General features: G+C 46.1%; 20 protein-coding genes. 5 read left to right on the top strand and 15 right to left on the bottom strand.

Annotated elements, in window-relative coordinates:
• Positions 1 to 51: 51 nt before the first annotated feature.
• Positions 52 to 1041, top strand: a complete 990-nt coding sequence (locus AC1DVJ_RS14400) for a beta-ketoacyl-ACP synthase 3 (protein WP_477591756.1) — start codon at positions 52 to 54, stop codon at positions 1039 to 1041.
• On the opposite strand, the gene AC1DVJ_RS14395 is transcribed toward AC1DVJ_RS14400, so the two are convergent.
• The 13 genes from AC1DVJ_RS14395 to AC1DVJ_RS14335 form a co-directional block, all read right to left on the bottom strand.
• On the bottom strand, positions 1038 to 1307 hold the full coding sequence (locus tag AC1DVJ_RS14395) for a hypothetical protein (RefSeq protein WP_477591754.1): 270 nt from the start codon (positions 1305 to 1307) through the stop codon (positions 1038 to 1040). The two genes, AC1DVJ_RS14400 and AC1DVJ_RS14395, sit on opposite strands and share 4 nt — an antisense overlap.
• On the bottom strand, positions 1304 to 1666 hold the full coding sequence (locus tag AC1DVJ_RS14390) for an alpha-helical endospore appendage domain-containing protein (RefSeq protein ID WP_477591752.1): 363 nt from the start codon (positions 1664 to 1666) through the stop codon (positions 1304 to 1306). Before AC1DVJ_RS14390 ends, AC1DVJ_RS14395 begins: the two co-directional genes overlap by 4 nt.
• Before the next feature lie 5 nt (positions 1667 to 1671).
• Positions 1672 to 1959, bottom strand: coding sequence for a nucleoside-diphosphate sugar epimerase (locus tag AC1DVJ_RS14385; protein WP_477591750.1), 288 nt, complete (start codon positions 1957 to 1959; stop codon positions 1672 to 1674).
• A 64-nt stretch (positions 1960 to 2023) separates the two neighbouring features.
• The gene (locus AC1DVJ_RS14380; RefSeq protein WP_477591749.1) at positions 2024 to 2758 is read right to left on the bottom strand and encodes a glycosyltransferase family 2 protein; all 735 of its coding nucleotides are present in this window, start codon (positions 2756 to 2758) and stop codon (positions 2024 to 2026) included.
• Positions 2718 to 3233, bottom strand: a complete 516-nt coding sequence (locus tag AC1DVJ_RS14375; protein WP_477591747.1) for a glycosyltransferase — start codon at positions 3231 to 3233, stop codon at positions 2718 to 2720. Before AC1DVJ_RS14375 ends, AC1DVJ_RS14380 begins: the two co-directional genes overlap by 41 nt.
• A 27-nt stretch (positions 3234 to 3260) precedes the next feature.
• Positions 3261 to 3641, bottom strand: coding sequence for a hypothetical protein (locus tag AC1DVJ_RS14370; RefSeq protein ID WP_477591745.1), 381 nt, complete (start codon positions 3639 to 3641; stop codon positions 3261 to 3263).
• 44 nt (positions 3642 to 3685) lie between these two features.
• Positions 3686 to 4831 carry a CgeB family protein gene (locus AC1DVJ_RS14365; RefSeq protein WP_477591743.1) on the bottom strand — a complete coding sequence of 382 codons (1146 nt, stop codon included), beginning with the start codon at positions 4829 to 4831 and terminating at the stop codon, positions 3686 to 3688.
• 15 nt (positions 4832 to 4846) lie between these two features.
• Positions 4847 to 5935 (bottom strand): CgeB family protein, encoded by a 1089-nt coding sequence (locus AC1DVJ_RS14360; protein WP_477591741.1) that lies wholly within the window; start codon positions 5933 to 5935, stop codon positions 4847 to 4849.
• Entirely contained in the window at positions 5929 to 6807 is an 879-nt protein-coding gene (gene rfbD, locus AC1DVJ_RS14355) for a dTDP-4-dehydrorhamnose reductase (RefSeq protein ID WP_477591843.1), read from the bottom strand. Before rfbD ends, AC1DVJ_RS14360 begins: the two co-directional genes overlap by 7 nt.
• A 5-nt stretch (positions 6808 to 6812) precedes the next feature.
• Positions 6813 to 7814: a dTDP-glucose 4,6-dehydratase gene (gene rfbB, locus AC1DVJ_RS14350; RefSeq protein ID WP_477591739.1), complete on the bottom strand. Its 1002-nt coding sequence runs from the start codon at positions 7812 to 7814 to the stop codon at positions 6813 to 6815.
• Complete coding sequence (locus AC1DVJ_RS14345; protein WP_477591738.1) at positions 7814 to 8533, bottom strand: sugar phosphate nucleotidyltransferase; 720 nt, start codon at positions 8531 to 8533, stop codon at positions 7814 to 7816. The genes rfbB and AC1DVJ_RS14345 overlap by 1 nt, the downstream gene beginning before the upstream one ends.
• Before the next feature lie 224 nt (positions 8534 to 8757).
• Positions 8758 to 12090, bottom strand: coding sequence for a WIAG-tail domain (locus tag AC1DVJ_RS14340; protein WP_477591736.1), 3333 nt, complete (start codon positions 12088 to 12090; stop codon positions 8758 to 8760).
• A gap of 91 nt (positions 12091 to 12181) precedes the next feature.
• Positions 12182 to 13372 carry a glycosyltransferase family 4 protein gene (locus tag AC1DVJ_RS14335; RefSeq protein ID WP_477591734.1) on the bottom strand — a complete coding sequence of 397 codons (1191 nt, stop codon included), beginning with the start codon at positions 13370 to 13372 and terminating at the stop codon, positions 12182 to 12184.
• A gap of 219 nt (positions 13373 to 13591) precedes the next feature.
• Here AC1DVJ_RS14335 and AC1DVJ_RS14330 point away from each other — a divergent pair, with 219 nt between their 5' ends.
• A complete protein-coding gene (locus AC1DVJ_RS14330) occupies positions 13592 to 14692 on the top strand; it encodes a YheC/YheD family endospore coat-associated protein (protein ID WP_477591733.1) in 1101 nt (366 codons plus the stop codon).
• 249 nt (positions 14693 to 14941) lie between these two features.
• On the opposite strand, the gene nagZ is transcribed toward AC1DVJ_RS14330, so the two are convergent.
• On the bottom strand, positions 14942 to 16015 hold the full coding sequence (gene nagZ / locus AC1DVJ_RS14325; protein WP_477591731.1) for a beta-N-acetylhexosaminidase: 1074 nt from the start codon (positions 16013 to 16015) through the stop codon (positions 14942 to 14944).
• A gap of 13 nt (positions 16016 to 16028) precedes the next feature.
• Here nagZ and AC1DVJ_RS14320 point away from each other — a divergent pair, with 13 nt between their 5' ends.
• Positions 16029 to 16151 (top strand): hypothetical protein, encoded by a 123-nt coding sequence (locus AC1DVJ_RS14320; protein ID WP_477591730.1) that lies wholly within the window; start codon positions 16029 to 16031, stop codon positions 16149 to 16151.
• 169 nt (positions 16152 to 16320) lie between these two features.
• Here AC1DVJ_RS14320 and AC1DVJ_RS14315 read toward each other — a convergent pair whose 3' ends face one another.
• Entirely contained in the window at positions 16321 to 16617 is a 297-nt protein-coding gene (locus tag AC1DVJ_RS14315; protein ID WP_477591728.1) for a transposase, read from the bottom strand.
• Between the two features lie 203 nt (positions 16618 to 16820).
• Here AC1DVJ_RS14315 and asd point away from each other — a divergent pair, with 203 nt between their 5' ends.
• Both asd and AC1DVJ_RS14305 read left to right on the top strand, forming a co-directional pair.
• Positions 16821 to 17609 (top strand): archaetidylserine decarboxylase, encoded by a 789-nt coding sequence (gene asd / locus AC1DVJ_RS14310; RefSeq protein ID WP_477591726.1) that lies wholly within the window; start codon positions 16821 to 16823, stop codon positions 17607 to 17609.
• Between the two features lie 30 nt (positions 17610 to 17639).
• Positions 17640 to 18899, top strand: a complete 1260-nt coding sequence (locus tag AC1DVJ_RS14305; RefSeq protein WP_477591724.1) for an MFS transporter — start codon at positions 17640 to 17642, stop codon at positions 18897 to 18899.
• Positions 18900 to 18909: the final 10 nt, after the last annotated feature.

Here is an 18909-nt window from a genome sequence, read left to right as displayed (position 1 = left end):
TACTTGATACTAATTTAAACTTGATAATATATTCCAAAGGAGTGACACCTCATGCCTTCCTTCCGTCCCTTGCAGGCGCGAATTTCAGCTATCGGCACTTATGTGCCTGAGCACATTTTAACCAACGAGGACCTCTCCAAGATGGTGGATACGAACGATGAGTGGATCGTTCAGCGCACTGGAATTCGAGCGCGCCGAATTGCCGAAGCACATGAGTTCACAAGCCATTTATGTATAGCTGCCGTACAGAATCTTCTTGATCGTTACCCTAGCTCCCTTGACGATGTAGAGCTCATTATTGTGTCCACACATACGCCGGATTTACCTTCCACACCAGTTGCGTGTCAGGTTCAGGCGCACTTCGGCATCGTGTCCGCGGGAGCCTATGATCTGGGTGCGACATGCGCTGGCTTCGCCTATGCGCTTCATACCGCTGGTGCACTCGTTGCTGCAGGCGTGCATCAGAAGATTCTCGTGATCGGCGGTGACGCCTTATCTAAAATCACAGATTACACCGACCGATCCACCTGCATCTTATTTGGCGATGGCGCTGGCGCAGTTGTCGTTGAGAGAGAAGAAGCTCATCCCGCCTTCCTCGCTCATCATGTGGGATCCGATGGCACAGGTGCCAAGCATGTGTATCGAACCGGTCTTGCGACTGAGCTGAACGGAGCTCCATTAGAGGGTGAGGGGAAGCTTGTCCAAAACGGCCGTGAAGTGTACCGATTCGCTGTTTCAACGGTACCGCAAGGCATCGAGATGCTGCTTCAAAAAAGCGGTTTGCCACATGCAGCCATCGATTGGTTCATCCCTCATAGCGCGAATTTGCGCATGATTGATTCCATCTGTGAGAAGAGCGGTATACCGATTGAAAAAACGCTATACAGCCTTGAATACTTCGGCAACACTTCCGCGGCTTCCATCCCGCTAGCGCTGGATTTGGGAATTAGAGAAGGGAGAGTACAAGCCGGCGACAACCTGTTACTTTATGGATTTGGCGGCGGATTAACACACGCAGGATTAATTATACGCTGGGGTTAAGGCTTCACACGCTTACTAATCCAAGGCTTTCCAGGCTTACCAACAACGCGCGACGACTTGCTTGGATTCATCAATTTCAACATCAGAGCACGTTGATACTCGCTTATCGTCTTTAGATTATCTGCGACATGGCCAGCAAGCTCTTCAGAACCCTCCATGTGATCCGCGACAGCTTCAATGATTCTGCTCAAAGCTCGCTGGCTCCTCGCCAGCGAGGTCATCATGTGCAGCTCCAAGCGCTCCCGCTCCTGATTCCAATCCTTCACAGCTTCCCATCCTCACCAAATGGAAGTAAACCACCGAACCCTGTGTCATCGTCGGACCCTAAAGCTAAAGCTGAACTCGAATGATTTTTCCCAAGCAAAGCCTTCATCTGATGATTTAGCGCATTCTCCAGCTTCGTTAAGCCATCTATAAGGTCAATGACGCTCTCATGGATTTCACCAGTTACTTTCATTTTATGCTCATGCCCCTCCAAATTCGCCCCGTTTATATGCTGACAAATCCAGTTTTGCGATTTCGTCGCTTCGACGACTCTCGCTTCCAACATCAGACTTATTTCATATTGCAACTTGGCTGTCGCATCTAGCATCTGCATATAGAGATCCGTTCTATCCAAGGCCATTCCCTCTATTCCTCATCAGGTACATGAATTTCCTTCATAACCATTTCCGTTTGCTTCGCCATAGCTTCTTCCAATGCAGCAAGGCTATTTAAATAGGCCGTTACATTTTTGGTTAGTTGTAACGCCCGCACCTGCAGCATCGCTAATCCTGCAAATTCAGGATGTGAATCAGGCAGATCTCCAGCAATTGCTGCCATTTGCGTAGACACATGCCGATGTGTTTCTAAGATCTGTGCCATCTGGCTATGCGAAGCCGCTATATGAGAAACAATTTCCGTCACCCGCTCCTCCACGCTAACCCCTCCTACAACCTTTTTCACTCTACGTTATGCAGCTTTTTGTGTAACGGTGCCTAAACTAAATAAACCGAAATGGATCCACGCCCCATTTGCGAATAAATTTCTTGCGATTGCGTCGCAGCAGGAGAATCTTAGATCGACGACTATTTTTCCGAAAACTGACACTTCCACGATGATAAACAAAGCAATCTCCAGCTATGAGCAATTGAAATCCAGCTAATCGTGCGCGATAGCATAAGTCATCGTCCTCGTAATACCCAGGAGCAAATCTTTCATCTAAAAAACCTACCTGCTCGAACATCGCTCTCTTAAATAACAGACAGAAGCCGACCAACCGCTTCGTTTCTCGCCAGTTTCCAGGGTTTACATGGTTATATTTATGGACCATATTCGAAATTCCCGTGAAGGGGACTCGAATTTTTTGCTTACCAGTTACATGATTAGAGACGGGTCCTACCATGCCAATATCTTCACGACTATTTAAGCAGTTAAGCAGATTAGGAAGCCAATTTGGCGTGACGATTGTATCGTTATTCAAGAGCATTAATGTATCACCTTCAGCAAAACGCAACCCATAATTACAAGCTGCAGGAAAACCGAGATTAGCGGGCAGCGCCACAAGCTTTACATTTTCACTGAGACAGTAAGTTAAAGTTCCGTCTTGTGAGCCATTATCAACAACAATAATTTCATAAGGCACGGAGGTGTGCTTACGGATGGATGCCACACAGGCTTTCAACAAAGCTAGACCATTAAACGTAGGAATAATTATGCTCGTAAGCTGCAAGTTCATGCCTCCTCGTTAATGTGCCATTTTCAATTCCTTTTTGGACATCCTGAATACATGGGATAAGCTCTTCTATTTTGACGGCCCTGTCCCCTTCTATGAAAAGCAGGAAGTCCGACTGCGATATCTTCGCTGCCAGAGCTCTCGCGACATCGTGTTCGATTAGTTCGGGATGATGAACAATAATTGCGTGGGAATGCCCTCTGACCTTTGCAACCGTGCGGTCTTGAGAGCCATGATCAAAAACAATGATTTCATTAAGCGGTAAACGCTTCAGCTGCTCCAGCACATGAAGGATGGTTCCTTCTGCGTTGGAAGCTATAATAATCGCACCGACAGGATGGACACTTATCCGACTTCCCCTAATTAGAGATCGCTTAGGCCTAGCGACGAATCGGCGTAACAGCGGCTTCTTAAGGCGATTTCGTTTTCTTCTTTTCCTAATAGAAACCATAATTCGTTTCTTGCTTTTTAGTTTCATCAACCGGGCTCACCTCATGACTTAACTTTATGCGATCGTCGGATTCGTGAGCTCCCACGTATATCCTTGTGCGAAGCCTTCGCCATAGGCGACATTGTAAGCCTCATTGAATGCCCGATCATAAGCCTGTTGGGCTCTCCTTGCTCTAGGACTTAGAATAATGCGGCGATTGACTTTAGGGCGGCGAGCTACGATTCGACTACCCTTGCGTCTAGGAAATCGGATCAGACGACGAACTAATCTGCGTTTCCCCTTACGCCCTGTTATAGGCCTCACACGACGAATTGCACGTCCCTTTTTTCTAACCATAATCCGTTTTTTTAGACCCAGCTTTCTTGGCGATCCCACTCGCTTCTTCCGAATCTTCCTGCTCACAGTCAGCTTGCTTACCTTTCTTTTCGTGATCAAGTTCCTACACCTCCACTTTCTAAAATACGTCTTCTTTCTCGCCCCTATCTAGGCCCAAAAATGACAGAAAGCATTGTAATTAAACGATTGGTATAAGTATGATCGCGCATCGTCCGATACAATCCCCGCATGGCAATCAGTTTACGTTCCTCTTCGTTAATTAAATAGTGATTCATTTTGTRCAGCATTTCTTCCGGTGACCCATACGTCACGATATCATAGTCGGGTGTATAGAAATTGACTAAATCATCCCGAACATCCGTCAATTGAAAGGCTCCACAACCAGAAATTTCAAATGTCCGGGGATTAGGCGAGGCACCGCTAATTCGGCGAGAGTTATGGTTATAAGCTTGGTCATCGAAGGCGCGATGCATATTAATGACGATACTCGCCCCGTTATAGAACGTGGCCGTCTGTTCTGGCGACATCCACATATTCAATTGAATTTGCGGTGCAAGCAGACGATAATGCTTCAGACGTTCCCACCATATCCCTGAGATAATGACACGTTTGGTCGCTAAATACGGAGCAATCTGATTGAACATGCTCACACGATTCCAATAGGCCGAACCAATAAAACAAATATCGCGGTATACACCACTCGGCACTGGCCTTGGTCGAAACATCTCCGGTTGAAAGGCTAACGGCAAGTAATGGACCTGCCCGCCCCCCATCTCCTGATAGAACTGAACACAATTAACTTCCAATGTAAATATGAAATCATAGTGCTTCGCAAACGCAGCTGTAATATCGGTGTAATAGGGATCATCCGTTAACCAGATAGCTGTCCGAATGCCCATATGGCGGACACGATCAACAACATTCAGTGAAAGGTTCATCCCTTCCAAAACTATCATTACATCAGGACGGTACTTAGCTGCCAAAGTTTCGACATTGTCTTTGGGATGACCGATATGCGTCGCATCTTTCTCACAGTTCCCGACTATTAATTCGCGAACTAAAGGACGAAGGCTGTTCATAACGGCGATATCCAATGGCTCGTAAGGGTAGCCTTTTCCCGAAGTAACAAACAACACACGCACGTCCCAAAAAGGACTTGGCGCACGGTCACGAACCGCCTTTTGGATAATCGCTTCACATTGTCCCAATCTGAGGCCATTTGCATGACCTAATTGATAGCCGTCAGCAAGTCCTCGTTCTCGCGCATGCGCATTATTGATAAATTTCATTCATTTCACTCCCTTCTAAGCAAATACAAGATTGAGCAGCTTAACTAATCGATCAGCAAATGAATGCTCCATGCGTGTTCTTCTCAACCCGCCCACTGCAATACGTAATCGATCCTCTTCATGAATTAAATAATGACTCATTTTATTGAGGAGTTCATCCTTATTATGGAAGGTTTCTATTTCATGACCTGGTCGATAATACTGCTCCAAATCTTGACGGTAATCCGTTAACTGCAGCGTGCCRCATCCTGCAATTTCATACGTTCTAGGATTAATCGAATATCCTGGTATATTTCTACTATTTTTATTGTAGGTTTCATCATAGGTGAGCCGATGGATATTCAACACAATTTTGGCCCCGTTATAATACTTTACGGACTCTTCAATCGGCACCCAATGCGGCTTAATCCCATGTTCGAGTAGCCTATAGTGAGCTAATCGATCCCACAATCCCCCGGCAATGACCACCTTTTTCCCTACTAAAAAGGGGGTAATCTCGTTGAAGAGGGTGATTCGGTTGGGAAATCCCATGCCAATAAAGCAAATATCGCTTCGATACGCTGGACTAACAGGCTGGGGTTTAAACACAGCTGGATTAGCTGCTAAAGGCAAGTAGTGAACTTGCCCACAGCCGAGCCCTTGATAGAAAGGTACACAGGACATTTCGTGCGTAAATACATAATCATAATGAGGTGCTAATGCGGCTGTGTGGTCAGTAAAATAGGGATCGTCCGCAAACCAGATAGCGGTCCGAATCCCCATCTGTCTAACAAGATCTATCTGACGAGCATGATCCGCAGGGAAAACATGAAGACCGTTCATGACAAGTACGAGATTCGGATTAAGCTCTCTAGCTAGTCCAAGCATATCCGCTGGTGCCGCTGCATGCACGACTCGGACCGTTTGTTGTAAGCCCTGAATAATACCTTGGTCGATCGCATGAAAGCCTTGAACGATAAATAATACAGTTACTTCTCGAACCGGAATGGGTGCCGGGTGGCAGGTGTCGAGTGCATACTGGCATCTTCCCAAGCGAAAGCCACTTTCCCATCCTGCCTGAAATCCCTGGCTGCGCCCCTCCGCTATGCCGTTACGAATCACCATGTTCCTTTCACCCTCTTCGTCATAACAGTGGTATCGTAATAATCAAGCTGTAGAAAAAAATCAAGTGCCGATTGCCAATCTCGCATTGGCGTAAAACCATTGTCCCGCATTGCCTTATGTGCAAATGCCGTGTACATCGGCCTTGCAGCTGGTGCTGGAGGAAATAAATCAGTAGGAACAGAATTGACGAAAACATGCGCCATCCCTGCCGCTTGAAGAATATACCGGGCAAATTCATATCTGGAACATACGCCTTCATTAGAGGCATGATAGAGACCATATCGATCCGTTTCTATGAGTTCACGAATAAATATAGCCAGATCCAAGCAATAGGTCGGAGAGCCAAATTGATCATCCACAATAGAAAGTGTCGGATTTACTCGCGCCTTTTCCAATACTTTGGTTACAAAATTGGTTCCCTTCATTCCATATAACCAAGAGGTTCGTACGATAAAATGCTTGGCGCAGGTCATCGCAACGAATCTCTCCCCAAGATGCTTGGAGTGTCCGTAGACATTGAGCGGATTGGGCGCGTCTTTCTCGTCGTAGGGAATATCCTTTGTTCCATCGAACACATAATCCGTACTGACATAGACGAGCTTAGCCCCAAAGGTTTCACAAGCCTTCGCGATATGAAGAGCACCCATTGCGTTCACTTGATATGCGGACTCCTTCTCCCATTCAGCCTTATCTACATTCGTATAGGCAGCCGCATGCACAACAACGTCCGGTCTTTCGTACAATAGCATCTCCCTGACTTCATGTTCTTGACTAACATCTAATTGGGCTTTATCCCAAGCAACGACCTCATGCATGGGGTTCAGYACCCGCTTAAGGTCATAGCCTAGCTGCCCGCCGGCACCCGTAATCACTATTTTCAAGTGCGATCAGCTTCTTTATCTAATCGGTACGAACCGTCTGCAATACGGGCGCACCACTCGTTTTCATGTACATACCAGTCCAACGTCTTTTGAAGGCCTCTCTCAAACGAATAGGCCGGCGTCCAGCCTAAGTCGCGACGTAACTTCGAGCTATCAATCGCATATCGCCGATCATGTCCTAGGCGATCCGGAACATATTGAATCAACGAATCTGGTTTGCCCAACAGCCTCAGAATGCTTTGGACGACCTCCAAATTCGTTCGCTCATTCTGACCGCCTATGTTGTACACTTCCCCAGGTATACCAGCTACAATCACTCGTTCAATGGCAGAGCAATGATCGTCTACATACAACCAGTCTCGTACATGTAATCCATCACCGTATAGGGGTATTGATTCATCACGAAGGGCACGGGTAATTAAGAGAGGGATCAGCTTTTCGGGAAATTGGCGGGGACCATAATTGTTGGAGCAACGTGTAATTACTGCTGGAAATCCATATGTTTCATAATAAGCTCTAACGAGCAGATCAGAGCCCGCTTTACTTGCGGAGTAAGGAGAATTCGGAGCTATTGGCGTCATTTCACTGAAAGCCCCCTCAGCCCCAAGTGAGCCGTATACCTCATCTGTGGAAATATGAATAAACTTCTTCACCTGACTATGGCGAGCACTTTCAAGCAAAATCTGTGTGCCAACTACATTGGTCATCACAAAGCTTCCTGGGTTATGAATACTTCGATCCACATGGGACTCAGCTGCAAAGTGAACAACCACATCGACCCCTTGCATCAGCCTCATCATGAGCGTCTCATTGCCAATATCCCCATGTACAAATTCATAACCAGCTTGCCCAGTGAATAGCCTGACGTTGTCCTTATTTCCTGCATACGTAAGTAAATCAAGATTGGTCACATGATCTTCTGGATGATGTAGCTTCCAATAATGAATAAAGTTACTTCCAATAAACCCCATGCCACCCGTGACAAGCAACGATTGCATTAGCTGTTCTCCTTCCTGACTAAAAGAGTGGCCTGAAAGAGCGATTCATGTGTCCCCGCGTCAATCCACCATCCCGTGAGAAACATATGGGAGAGTGCGCTTGACGCCGCATACACATTATTTACATCTGTGATTTCCATCTCGCCTCGTGCAGAAGGTAACTGCGATTTAATAATGCTAAACACCGTAGAATCATATAAATAAATACCTGTAACCGCATAGGATGAGCTCGGATCCTCCGGCTTTTCGTCAATGCGTTCAATTTGTTCTTTCTTCATCTGAGCTACGCCATACCTTCTAGGATCCCCTACCTCTTTTAAAATGACCATGGCCCCTTCGGTCTGATGCTTATAGGCTTCAATCATAGGCACAAGTGAATCTTGGAATAAGTTATCCCCTAGAATAACCACGAATTTCTCACCCTCAAGCACGAAATCCTCTGCCAAAGCCAAGGCTTGCGCAATACCGCCGGCTTTCTCTTGAATCTTATAAGTCAGATTGACGCCTAGCGTTTCACCACTGCCCAAATAGTCTAAAAATAAGCCGGCAGATTGTTTCCCGGTGATGATGAGTATATCCTGAACTCCTGCATGGCCTAGTTTATTTATTGCGTATTGAATCATGGGCAGATCACCAACAGGAAGCAAATGTTTATTGATTATATGCGTCAAAGGGCGTAAACGACTTCCCGTTCCTCCTACAAGTACGACACCTTTCACAAGTCATCCCCCTTCACGAGCAATCGTATGTTTCGTATGGTGCGTAGTCACATACATTTCTACTATCATATGCTTTCGTAATAGACGGAAATTGGACGAACACCCCTAAATTGAAAATTGGTCATCTATCTATCGAATAGCAAAAAAACAAAAAAACGGTAGTCTCGCATAGGATGCGAAACACCGTTTTGGGTATTGTTCTAAGACGCACAACTTACGAAACATTACATACTTTTACCGATCGCCATCCAATTTACCATGCCTTGCTGATCGGGTGAAAACTTAGCTCGAATAATGGACAGTACCGCGCTGCCTGTAGACTTCTGACTGATAATGACATAGCAAGCTGGATGATTCGTAATCGCTGTTAACACATAATTGGTATCCGCATATGCCTCTTCGAAATTAAGTACCAGCTCAATGGTCTCATCCTGGATCTTCATGACAAATGGCTCAAGTCCAAACTGCTGCAACACATTCCTTTGCTTCGCAGGTGTTCGCACAACACTATCTGACAATTTAGCCACAGTTAGCGAGTAGTCTGCGATATGCTCATTCGTGATAGTTCCAGATTGCAGCTTCGTTCCATCAATACTGTCAGGTGCAAGATGATAATCAGTTACTGCCCATTGTGACAGCTTATAACTATTTACACTGCCATCTGCAAGTTTAGCTGTATCGATCGCACCATCGATAATTTTGCTGGTATCGACACAGTTAGCGGATAGCTTCGAGCCTGTTACAGCTTCATCTGCAAGGTGATCACCATTCACCGCGCCTACTGCGAGTTTACTGCTGTCCACACTGCTTGGTGCTAGCTTATCTCCAGTGATGGCTTCATCTTGAAGGTGCTCGTTTCCAATCGCTTCGGAGGATACTTTCGAGCTGTCCACGCTGCCATTGAGCAGCTTCCACCCATCTATAGAACCAGGCGCAAGATGGCTGCTTGTCACAGAGCCCAAGGCGAGCTTCAAGCCATCAATGATAAAGTCCGATAAATGTTCACGTTGAATCGCACCATAGACAATTTTACTGCTATCCACACTTCCTGATGCCAGCTTAGAGGTATCAACGGACTGCTCAGCCAGGTGCTCACTGTTCACAGCCCCTGCTCCCAGCTTGCTTCCATCCACGCATCCCGGAGCCAATTTCATCCCATATACAGCTTGATCAGCCAAATGGTAGTTATTCACCGAGCCAGACACCAGTTTACTGCTATCAACCGAGTTCACTGCCAGCTTTTCATTATCTATAGCGCCTGCCATGAGGTGCTGATTACTCACAGAACCATGCGCAAGCTTCGTGCCATTTACCACACCAAGTGATAAATGTTCATCCGTGATCGCGCCAGGCATAATTTTCGAACTGTCTATACTGTCTTTCGCCAGCTTCGTCCCAACGACTGCACCTTCTGAAAGATGCTCACTATTGATCGCACGAAAAGCGACTTTCGAGCTAATAACGACCCCATCTGCCAAATGTCGTGCGACAACCGCACCAGCTGCCAGCTTGCTGCCATGTACACTCTCATTGGCTAATTTCGAAGCCGTGATAGAGCCATCTGTTATGTGCTCTGCGTTCACCGCTTTGTTCGAAATCTTAAGACTGGTCACACTTCCATCAGCCAGCTTATCTGTTGTCACCACTTGATCCACTAGCTTCGAGTTCGTCACTGCTTGATCTTCAATGATTCTCGTGGTTACCGATTCCGCTTGGAGATGCTGTGTACCTACAGCCCCATTCGCAAGCTTATCCTCGGTGACTGCACCGTCCGTTAAAGTATCCGTCGAAATGGAGTTTTCCTGCAACTTGCTTCCTACCAGACTTCGGTCTGCAAATACATCCAGCGTTATGGATCCATGGCCCAAATGCTCCGAAGTAATCGTCCCCGGTTTAATATGGGTTCCTTCTATGATGCCATCCTGCAGATGACGTGATTCAATCGACATCGGCGCAATTTTTGCCGTGGTTACGGCTTCTTCTGCAAGTTTACTTGTTGTAATTGTTTCTTCTTGAATATGCCTAGTTGTGATGGCTTCGTCTGCAATATGGTTGCGATGAATCGCCTGCAATTCGATTTGCTTCTCACCTATAGCACCTTTGGCGATGTGTTCGCCAATAATGATTTCCTCCTGAAGATGAGCTGCAAGTATGGTGCGGTAGGCAATTTTATTGGAAGTTACACTCTCATCCTTTAGTTTTGAATTCGTTACACTGCCATCTGCTAATTTATCCGTTGAAACCGATCCTGCCCCAAGCTTTGAATTAGACACCACATTTTCTTCCAAATGTTCTGTTTTTACCATCTGTGGACCAATGTGTTTGGCATTAACGGCACCTTGTGCAAGTTTATCCGCATTAACCGAACCGTCTTGCAATTTGCTGCTAGAAATGACTTGATCATTCAAATGAACAGACTCAATCGCATGTGGCGTTATATGTCTGCTTGCTACAATCTGCTCGCCCAATTTAGCAACGGTGATTGCGCCGTCTTGAATTAGCTTCGCATCTATGGCACCTTCCCCAATATGTTTAGTCCGAATTGCTTGATCAGCTATGTGATAACTGGTTATTTCAGCAGCCTCAATATGATTGCCTTTCACCGCGGATTGTGCGATATGCATCGAATCTACGGCACGCGCAGCTAGCTTAGGACCCGTTACAGCTTGATCAACCAGAATGTCACTTGTAATCGACGCGTGATCCAAATGCTCACTCGAAATGCTCTGTCCCTTGATATGGATCGAGCTAATGCTGCCAAGCCCCAACTTATCTTCCGTGACGGCTCCATCTCTAATTTTATCAGAGGTGATCGATGCATCCATGAGCTTAGCCGTGTCAATGATATAATTGGCCAAATGCCTCGTCTGTACAGCACCGCTAAGAATTTTATCTGACGTGATCGCTTGTTGATCAATCAATTCACTTGTAATGATCAGTTCTGATAAATGTTGCGGCAAAATGGCACCGTCTGCCAATTTCGTGGCATCCACCGATTTATCTGCAATTTTGGCGGTTGTAATGCTGCTATCGAACAGCTTTCCGCCAGACAATGTATTATCTTGAATCTTATCTCCCGCTATACTGTTTGGAGCAACATGTTCATCATGGATAGCTTGGTTGGCAATTTTCGGACGAGTTACGCTTGCCTGGGCTAGTTTGGCATGTTCAATGGCACCATCCTTGAGCGATCTGGCACCAATGCTAAACGGTTTAATTTTCGTATCATCTATCGACCGGCTTGCGATTTTGTCCCAGGTTACCGCTTCATCTACAATGTCGTCCGTATAGACAACGGGGTCAACGAATTTACCTGTTTTACGTTCACTTAGTAATAAATCAGGTGTGATCTGCTCGGCGACCTTGGATACATGCAAGACTTTGATTGGCTCCGTTTTCTCAATAGGAGATGGATTCGTTTTCGCTATTAGTTTGGGCTGCTCTACCGCTTTGTCTTGCTTTATTGGTGCTTCATCGAGCCATTTTAATTCATTCATGTTGGCGTTCACTTTATGCACGTTCACCTTCTGGGTACTGCTGGTCTTTCGCTTACTCATATGACACCTCTCCATTCCCCAAGAATTATCATTGGTAACATATTCATTCTCGCCTTAATAAGTACATTAGCCCCCAAAAATGTGCGCTAACCTAGACATGAGCCGTTTCCTTCAACATTTGACTGTACAAAGCTGACCTCACCTCAGCAGCTCTCTGCCACGTGAAATTTTCTTTCACTCTACTAATCCCGTTCTCACCTAACTTACACTGTAAGCTCTCATCTTTCAGTAAACGCACAATAGTTAGAGGGAGGTCCGTTCGAATGGTCGCTAGATCAATTAAGCATCCGGTTTGTTCGTCTTCAACAACCTCTTGAATCCCGCCCACTTTGGTTGCGACCACGGGAACACCCGCTGCCATAGCCTCCACATTGACAAGCCCGAAAGCTTCATTTCCAATCGAAGGTACGACTAGAATCTCGGCAATTCGAATCCATTTGGGCATATCTTGATGTCTCACGTACGGAATGAATGTCACATGATTCGGTATGGCCCTGGCTGTTTTCATGAGTTGTCTTACATAATTCGTTACTTTTTTGGATCCATAAAAGGCCGCCCCCACGATAACCAACTTGGCTGTTGGTTCACTTTGAATGACACTTTTCATCGCATCTAGCAAATGGTGAACACCCTTCTGTGGGATTAATCGCCCAACAAATAAAATAATTTTACGATTCTCACAATCGATCCGCTTACGCATGACATTCCGTGATTCACTAATTTCCACTGCCCATTTGGATGTAAACTGACTGATATCCACACCTAAATAATGTGTGACTATTTTTTCGGCAGCACTCGGTACGAGTTGTTGCAGAAATCGCTTTAGAAAATCACTATTGACGATAATGACATCAGCTGCACGTAAATAAGCAGTTAACACTCTCGCGGAAATATACGGTTTCGTAATAAATGAAGTGGAATGGAGGACGAGACTTATAATGGCATTTGGATATCGTTTACGAAGAAAACGAAGAAAACGCGGCCTGTTTTCCACTTGAATAATGCCAGGATTCAGGTGCGAAATCTGTGTATTGAGGTGTGACAAATAGAAGGTTGGCCCTCGATACAGGACTCTTCGATAGGTTACACCACGCCTATTTTCATGCCACGGTTGATAGGACGTCTTCCGCCCAAGAACAAACACAGGCATGCTCTTGGCCAATTGCTCCGCTGTCTTCTGAACCACCTGCTCAACCGAGCTGCTAGTCCCCGAAGGTATAGGAAAGGATCCGGGAGTGACAATAACCAGACGGTTCGATGGGGGCTTCTGTGATTTCTTCAATTTCTGACCCTCCTGGAAACAATGAGGCGTAGATCTAGCCACATTTTTCTTCTTCCTTCTATACATATGCGGATATATGGCTAAAGCATGGGCATCTGTCCTGATTTTCCAAGAAAGTATCAGCATTTGTACAAACAAGCAGGACTCCTTTTCCATAAACTAAGAGTGATTCGGTTTTCGGTGAACATTCAATCCCCAGTAGGAGAAGGAGTGAAGTCAATGAGTAATCCCTATGTGGGTATTTTAGTTAACGATTCCTTGTTTGCAGGTATTCCTCTAGGGAACACACAATACGAAGCTATTCGTTTTTACGAGGATGCTGGCAAACTCTATGGCTTAACGCCTTGTTATTTCCGAATTCAAGATGTTCATTTGAAAACAATGAAAGTACATGCCTATGTTCAGGATGGTCAGCATTTCAAAAGAAAATGGTCAGATCTGCCCAAAGTCATTCATAATCGGGCCATTTATTTGGACGCTGCTTCTGCGAGAATTTTGGGAGCATGGACTCAGCGAGGCGTTACGTTGTTTAATCATTGGAACCGCTATAGCAAAATGCGTATCCATGATCTATTAATGAAAAATGAGAGCCTACGACCCCATCTCCCCTGTACATTTCCCGCTACAATTGAAAATGTTAAGGCCATGATGGCTTCCTATGACTCGCTCATTATCAAACCAACCAATTCTAGCATCGGACGCGGTGTAATGAAATTAGAGCGCCAGGGAAATTTATGGAAGCTTATCTATCCATTAAATATGAAGCTAACCAATCGAACTTGGCGAACCCTCAAATTCCGTCAACAATTGCCTATCCTTCTCCGCCGGAGGATTCAAAGGAGCAGCTATATGGTTCAACAATGTCTGCCCCTTGCCACTGTCGAGGGACGACCCTTTGATCTCCGCGTTTCCGTTCAGCGTGGAGCAGATGCCGCCTGGGGCGTTACCGGCATTGTAGCCAAGGTTGCCTCCGGCAAGCACTTCCTCACGAATGTCGCACAAGGCGGGACAGTGAAATCCTTATCCGATATTTTGAATGATCACTATTCGCATCTTGATCCAGTGACAGTATGCCTCCAGATGACGAATTTCGCTATCTTGGTCGCCCAGCATCTCAGCACAGAATTGCCGAACTTAGCTGATTTAGGACTCGATATTGCCATGACCAATGATGGGTTTCCATTATTTATCGAATGCAATAGCAAGGATCAACGTTACAGCTTCCGTGAAGCAGACATGGAAGATTGTTGGAAGGCTACCTACTTCAATCCCATGGCCTATGCCAAATTCATCCTAGGTGGCGGTACGCCTCCTTGCTGAAGCCAAAACCTCCATGCGAGAGGCAAAACCCTTGCTAGAGTCACAACTTCCATAACAAAAACACCGTACCTCCGAGATTCTTCTCGGTGATACGGTGTTTTTTGGGATGGTTACGCCCCCTGATTATGAATAACTGGAGCCAAAAACTGGAGAAATCCTGAAATTTAGATGTAGTTTAGTTTTCCCAGTTAATTCAAAGTGCCGATGGCATGGCAGTATGAGAATCGCCAATCACTCGCTGCCAAATTTCTATTTAGCACGAAGCGGAGCGAGCACGCGCTGCACTTCTGCGTTCAGTAGCTTCGGATCCGGAGCAGTCACAGGATGATCCTGAAGCTTATACTTTTGCTTCAGTTTATAGACTTGCGCCACACTCTGGTCAATCGTGTCCATTGGAATCCGACCCGCTTGAACAGCGTCACGCAAAGCTTGGATGACGGCTATCGCTTTCTGCGGATCGTGACCGACCATCACGACATTGGTACCCGCTAGAACGGACTTCACAGCGGCTTCACCCATTTCATAATTTTCCGCAATGGCGCCCATCGTCATATCATCTGTCATAATGAGCCCATGGAAGCCAAGCTCCTTGCGTAGAAGATCCATCATAATGGTCTTCGACATCGAAGCGGGATACTTCGCATCTATTTTGGGCAGCAGAATATGTGCGATCATAATGGCATCCGCCTGATGCTTGATCGCATCAGCAAAGGGAATCAGCTCGAGCTTTCGCAAGCGAGCGAGGTCATTTTGAACAACAGGCAGGCCAATATGTGAATCTATAGCGGTATCGCCATGTCCCGGAAAATGTTTCACAACCGGAACGACCTTCATCTCTTGCAAGCCATTCATCATAGGTATACCGAAGCTGCTAACGAGAGTTGCAGTCGCACCAAAAGAGCGATCGCCTATAACCGGATTTTTGGGATTGCTATTAATGTCCAGATCAGGAGCAAAATCCATATTAAGCCCATAGGCATTCAACTCTTTCCCCAGTAGTTGACCGATATTGCGGGCCATTTGGATTTTCCCTGACTTTCCTATCGTCTGATTTGTCGGTGTTTTCGAAATTTCATCAGGCAGACGCGTTACCCTGCCGCCTTCTTCATCGACACCAAGCCAAAGCGGAAGCTTGTTTTCCGCATTCGTCTTTTTCAAATCATTGATTAAGCCAACCAACTGTTTCGTATCCTTCACATTCGGCTTGTACAGAATAATGCCACCCACATGATAGGCAGCAATCAGATTCCGTGCTTCTTCGTTCATCGTGTAGTCATCGATACCTGCGATAATCATCTGACCTAGCTTCTCATCCAAGGTCATTGGAGGAATACCTATGGATGCCACTGGGGATGTAGCAGGAGAAGCAGCGGTCGTCGGGATTGGGGTAGAAGTTGGTATCGATGACGGTGAAACACTTGCGGACGGCGAGCTTGGTACAGGTGTTCCACTTGGCTGAACTTCATTGTGTGACATACACCCCGTCATAAGCACCAAAAGGCCGCCCACGCTTCCAATTCTATGTAATGTATGGGAGAACACTCGTTTCAATTCGTCACCTTCCTTTACTTCAACAATCAAGTATATTGAGTAGACGCTCCCAACACAGAAATCGTTGAATTCCCGTTTCAATCACTTCGAAGTCCTTTCAGCAAACAATGCATTAAGACATAAATGCCAAAAGCACCTAGATAAGCCCCAGTGAACAGAAACAGCTTGTTTGTAAAAACAACATGAATATTCGTCATGAATACTGTATCATCCCGAAGGATTTGGTACACACTCAGGGCACTAATTGCACCAAACACATACGCACATAGAACGGCCGCGCCTGCGAATGCATGTTTGAAAGATTCAATTAACCATGCACTACACAGCATGACTATCGGAATCAAAATAACAAATATAACGATTATTATCGACATCTTCGCTTTCACCTCATCAACAGCATTGACGAATTTGTTGTCGAAAATACAGATAAAGCCATTGCAGTTCCCAAGGAAATGAGCAATAGGCAATTGATTCTTTTACCTTTCTGTGGCAAGATTAGCGAAGAACCGCTAATAGGAGACTTTGTGCGTATGCCAGAGTCCCTCCTAACCAACGAATGAACAGGAGTTTATGATCTATGTCTAAACCTTTTTTCCGACTACTGACCGAGTTATCTTCACGCAAATGGGTTTCTCAAGTGACAGGTACCGTTGCCCGTTCCAAAATAAGCCGGCTATTTATCCCTCGTTTTGCCCAAACCTATGGCATTCGAATTGAAGACGCTGAGAAGCATATCAAGGATTATAAGTCCCTGAATGATTTCTTCACTCGCAGATTGAAACCAGGCTTGCGCCCGATCCACGAAGACACAACACGAGTTGTTAGTCCCGTAGATGCCATGATTACAGGTATTGGCGATATCAAAGAGGGCCAGATCGTCAATGTCAAAGGTCAAGATTATACGATTGACGAGCTGCTTAACCGCTCACCGCGTACGGTGAACTACAATAATGGCTTTTATTTCGTCTTGTATCTGAGCCCAACAGACTATCACCGTATTCACTCGCCAATTTCAGGAGATATCCTGGAGAAAGAGCATGTAATCGGAAGAGTCTATCCTGTTAATGAGTTCGGCCTTCGTCATATGAAACGCGTGCTAAGCCGTAACGAGCGACTGATTACATTCATTCAACATGCAACCGGAGAAGTAGCCGTCGTCAAAGTCGGCGCACTGAATGTGAGCTCCATTCAATATGTGACACCACTTCCGAACACGCTCGAGCGCGGTCAAGAGCTCGCTTATTTCGAGTTCGGCTCCACAGTCGTTCTACTTTTTGAAGATGGGATGTTCGAACCACGTCCTGATCTAAAGCTAGGCTCTAAAGTTAAAATGGGCGAAGACCTCGGACGTTTCTTGGACACCTAGTCAAGAAACAGAACCTGAGAGGAGAAAACCATGGCATCCATTTCAACACCATCTCCTAATCATAGCTCGAAGAGCTTGCAAGGAACGGGAGATATCAAACCTACTGTTTATCGGATTTTAATCGCGATCGGGCTTGTTCATTTGCTCAACGATTCCATTCAATCCGTCATTCCTGCCATTTTCCCCATTTTGAAAGATGAAATGGGGCTCAGCTACGCGCAAGTCGGCTGGGTGCAATTTGCCATTAACTTTACAGCATCAATTATGCAGCCTGTTGTTGGTCTCTACACGGACCGTAAGCCATCGCCTTACATGCTTCCGATAGGGATGACATCGACATTGATCGGTATGCTGCTGCTAGCTTTCGCTCATTCCTATTGGGTCGTTCTCTTGTCTGTCTGTTTTGTCGGTCTAGGCTCGGCTGCCTTCCATCCAGAAGGATCACGCGTTTCGCATATGGCCGCTGGAAGCCGTAAAGGTCTCGCCCAATCGATCTTCCAAGTAGGCGGCAATGCTGGACAATCATTGGCTCCAATTATGACCAAATGGATCTTCATTCCGTTAGGATTGTTCGGGTCGATCTGGTTTACCGGCGTCGCGGCTGTCGCGATCGCTGTACAATTGTACATAGCACGTTGGTACAAGGTTGTCCTTCAAGACGCCCCAGTGAAAGCCAAATCCGTCGTGAAGCGTGTCGTTAGCCCGCAGCGGCGCAAGCAAGTCATGTTCGCTATCAGTGTATTGATTTTCCTTGTGTTTGTTCGCTCTTGGTACGGTGCGGCAATGAGCGGCTATTTCGCCTTCTTTCTTCAAGATACGTACCACATCTCCATTGATCGCGCGCAGAATTTCATTTTCTTATTCCTAGCCGCTGGAGCTGTTGGTACTTTCTTTGGCGGGCCGATTGCGGATCGCTTCGGTAAGCGCAATGTCATTTTCTTTTCCATGCTAGGAGCTGCACCTTTCGCCTTACTTCTGCCGCATGTGTCCGTCGCTTGGGCATATGTGTTGCTCGTTATTATCGGTGTTATTCTGTTATCCAGCTTCTCCGTTACCGTCGTTTATGCACAAATGCTTTTCCCAGGCAAAGTTGGAACCGTATCCGGTCTTATTACAGGATTAGCCTTTGGCCTTGGCGGTATCGGAAGCGTCGTGTTAGGAAATCTGTGTGATGCCATCGGAACGGCCCGTGTCATGGAGCTATGTGCATTCTTGCCGCTGCTCGGGGTACTAACTTTCTTGCTTCCTTCGGATCGCAAATTGAAGGAATGGACGGAAGAACAGGCGTAACAACAAAAAA

The sequence above is a fragment of the Paenibacillus sp. P4_A9 genome, assembly GCF_056402415.1.
This window is presented reverse-complemented; position numbering and strand designations above follow the sequence as displayed.

What these genes read in the sequence shown, in the direction of transcription:
- AC1DVJ_RS14320 (WP_477591730.1), top strand. Translation starts at nt 16,029, where the DNA reads ATGGATGCCACTGGGGATGTAGCAGGAGAAGCAGCGGTCGTCGGGATT.
- AC1DVJ_RS14375 (WP_477591747.1), bottom strand. Translation starts at nt 3,233, where the DNA reads ATGAAACTAAAAAGCAAGAAACGAATTATGGTTTCTATTAGGAAAAGA.
- AC1DVJ_RS14315 (WP_477591728.1), bottom strand. Translation starts at nt 16,617, where the DNA reads ATGTCGATAATAATCGTTATATTTGTTATTTTGATTCCGATAGTCATG.
- AC1DVJ_RS14305 (WP_477591724.1), top strand. Translation starts at nt 17,640, where the DNA reads ATGGCATCCATTTCAACACCATCTCCTAATCATAGCTCGAAGAGCTTG.
- nagZ (WP_477591731.1), bottom strand. Translation starts at nt 16,015, where the DNA reads ATGACCTTGGATGAGAAGCTAGGTCAGATGATTATCGCAGGTATCGAT.
- AC1DVJ_RS14340 (WP_477591736.1), bottom strand. Translation starts at nt 12,090, where the DNA reads ATGAGTAAGCGAAAGACCAGCAGTACCCAGAAGGTGAACGTGCATAAA.
- AC1DVJ_RS14390 (WP_477591752.1), bottom strand. Translation starts at nt 1,666, where the DNA reads ATGGCCTTGGATAGAACGGATCTCTATATGCAGATGCTAGATGCGACA.
- AC1DVJ_RS14400 (WP_477591756.1), top strand. Translation starts at nt 52, where the DNA reads ATGCCTTCCTTCCGTCCCTTGCAGGCGCGAATTTCAGCTATCGGCACT.
- AC1DVJ_RS14380 (WP_477591749.1), bottom strand. Translation starts at nt 2,758, where the DNA reads ATGAACTTGCAGCTTACGAGCATAATTATTCCTACGTTTAATGGTCTA.
- asd (WP_477591726.1), top strand. Translation starts at nt 16,821, where the DNA reads ATGTCTAAACCTTTTTTCCGACTACTGACCGAGTTATCTTCACGCAAA.
- rfbB (WP_477591739.1), bottom strand. Translation starts at nt 7,814, where the DNA reads ATGCAATCGTTGCTTGTCACGGGTGGCATGGGGTTTATTGGAAGTAAC.
- AC1DVJ_RS14330 (WP_477591733.1), top strand. Translation starts at nt 13,592, where the DNA reads ATGAGTAATCCCTATGTGGGTATTTTAGTTAACGATTCCTTGTTTGCA.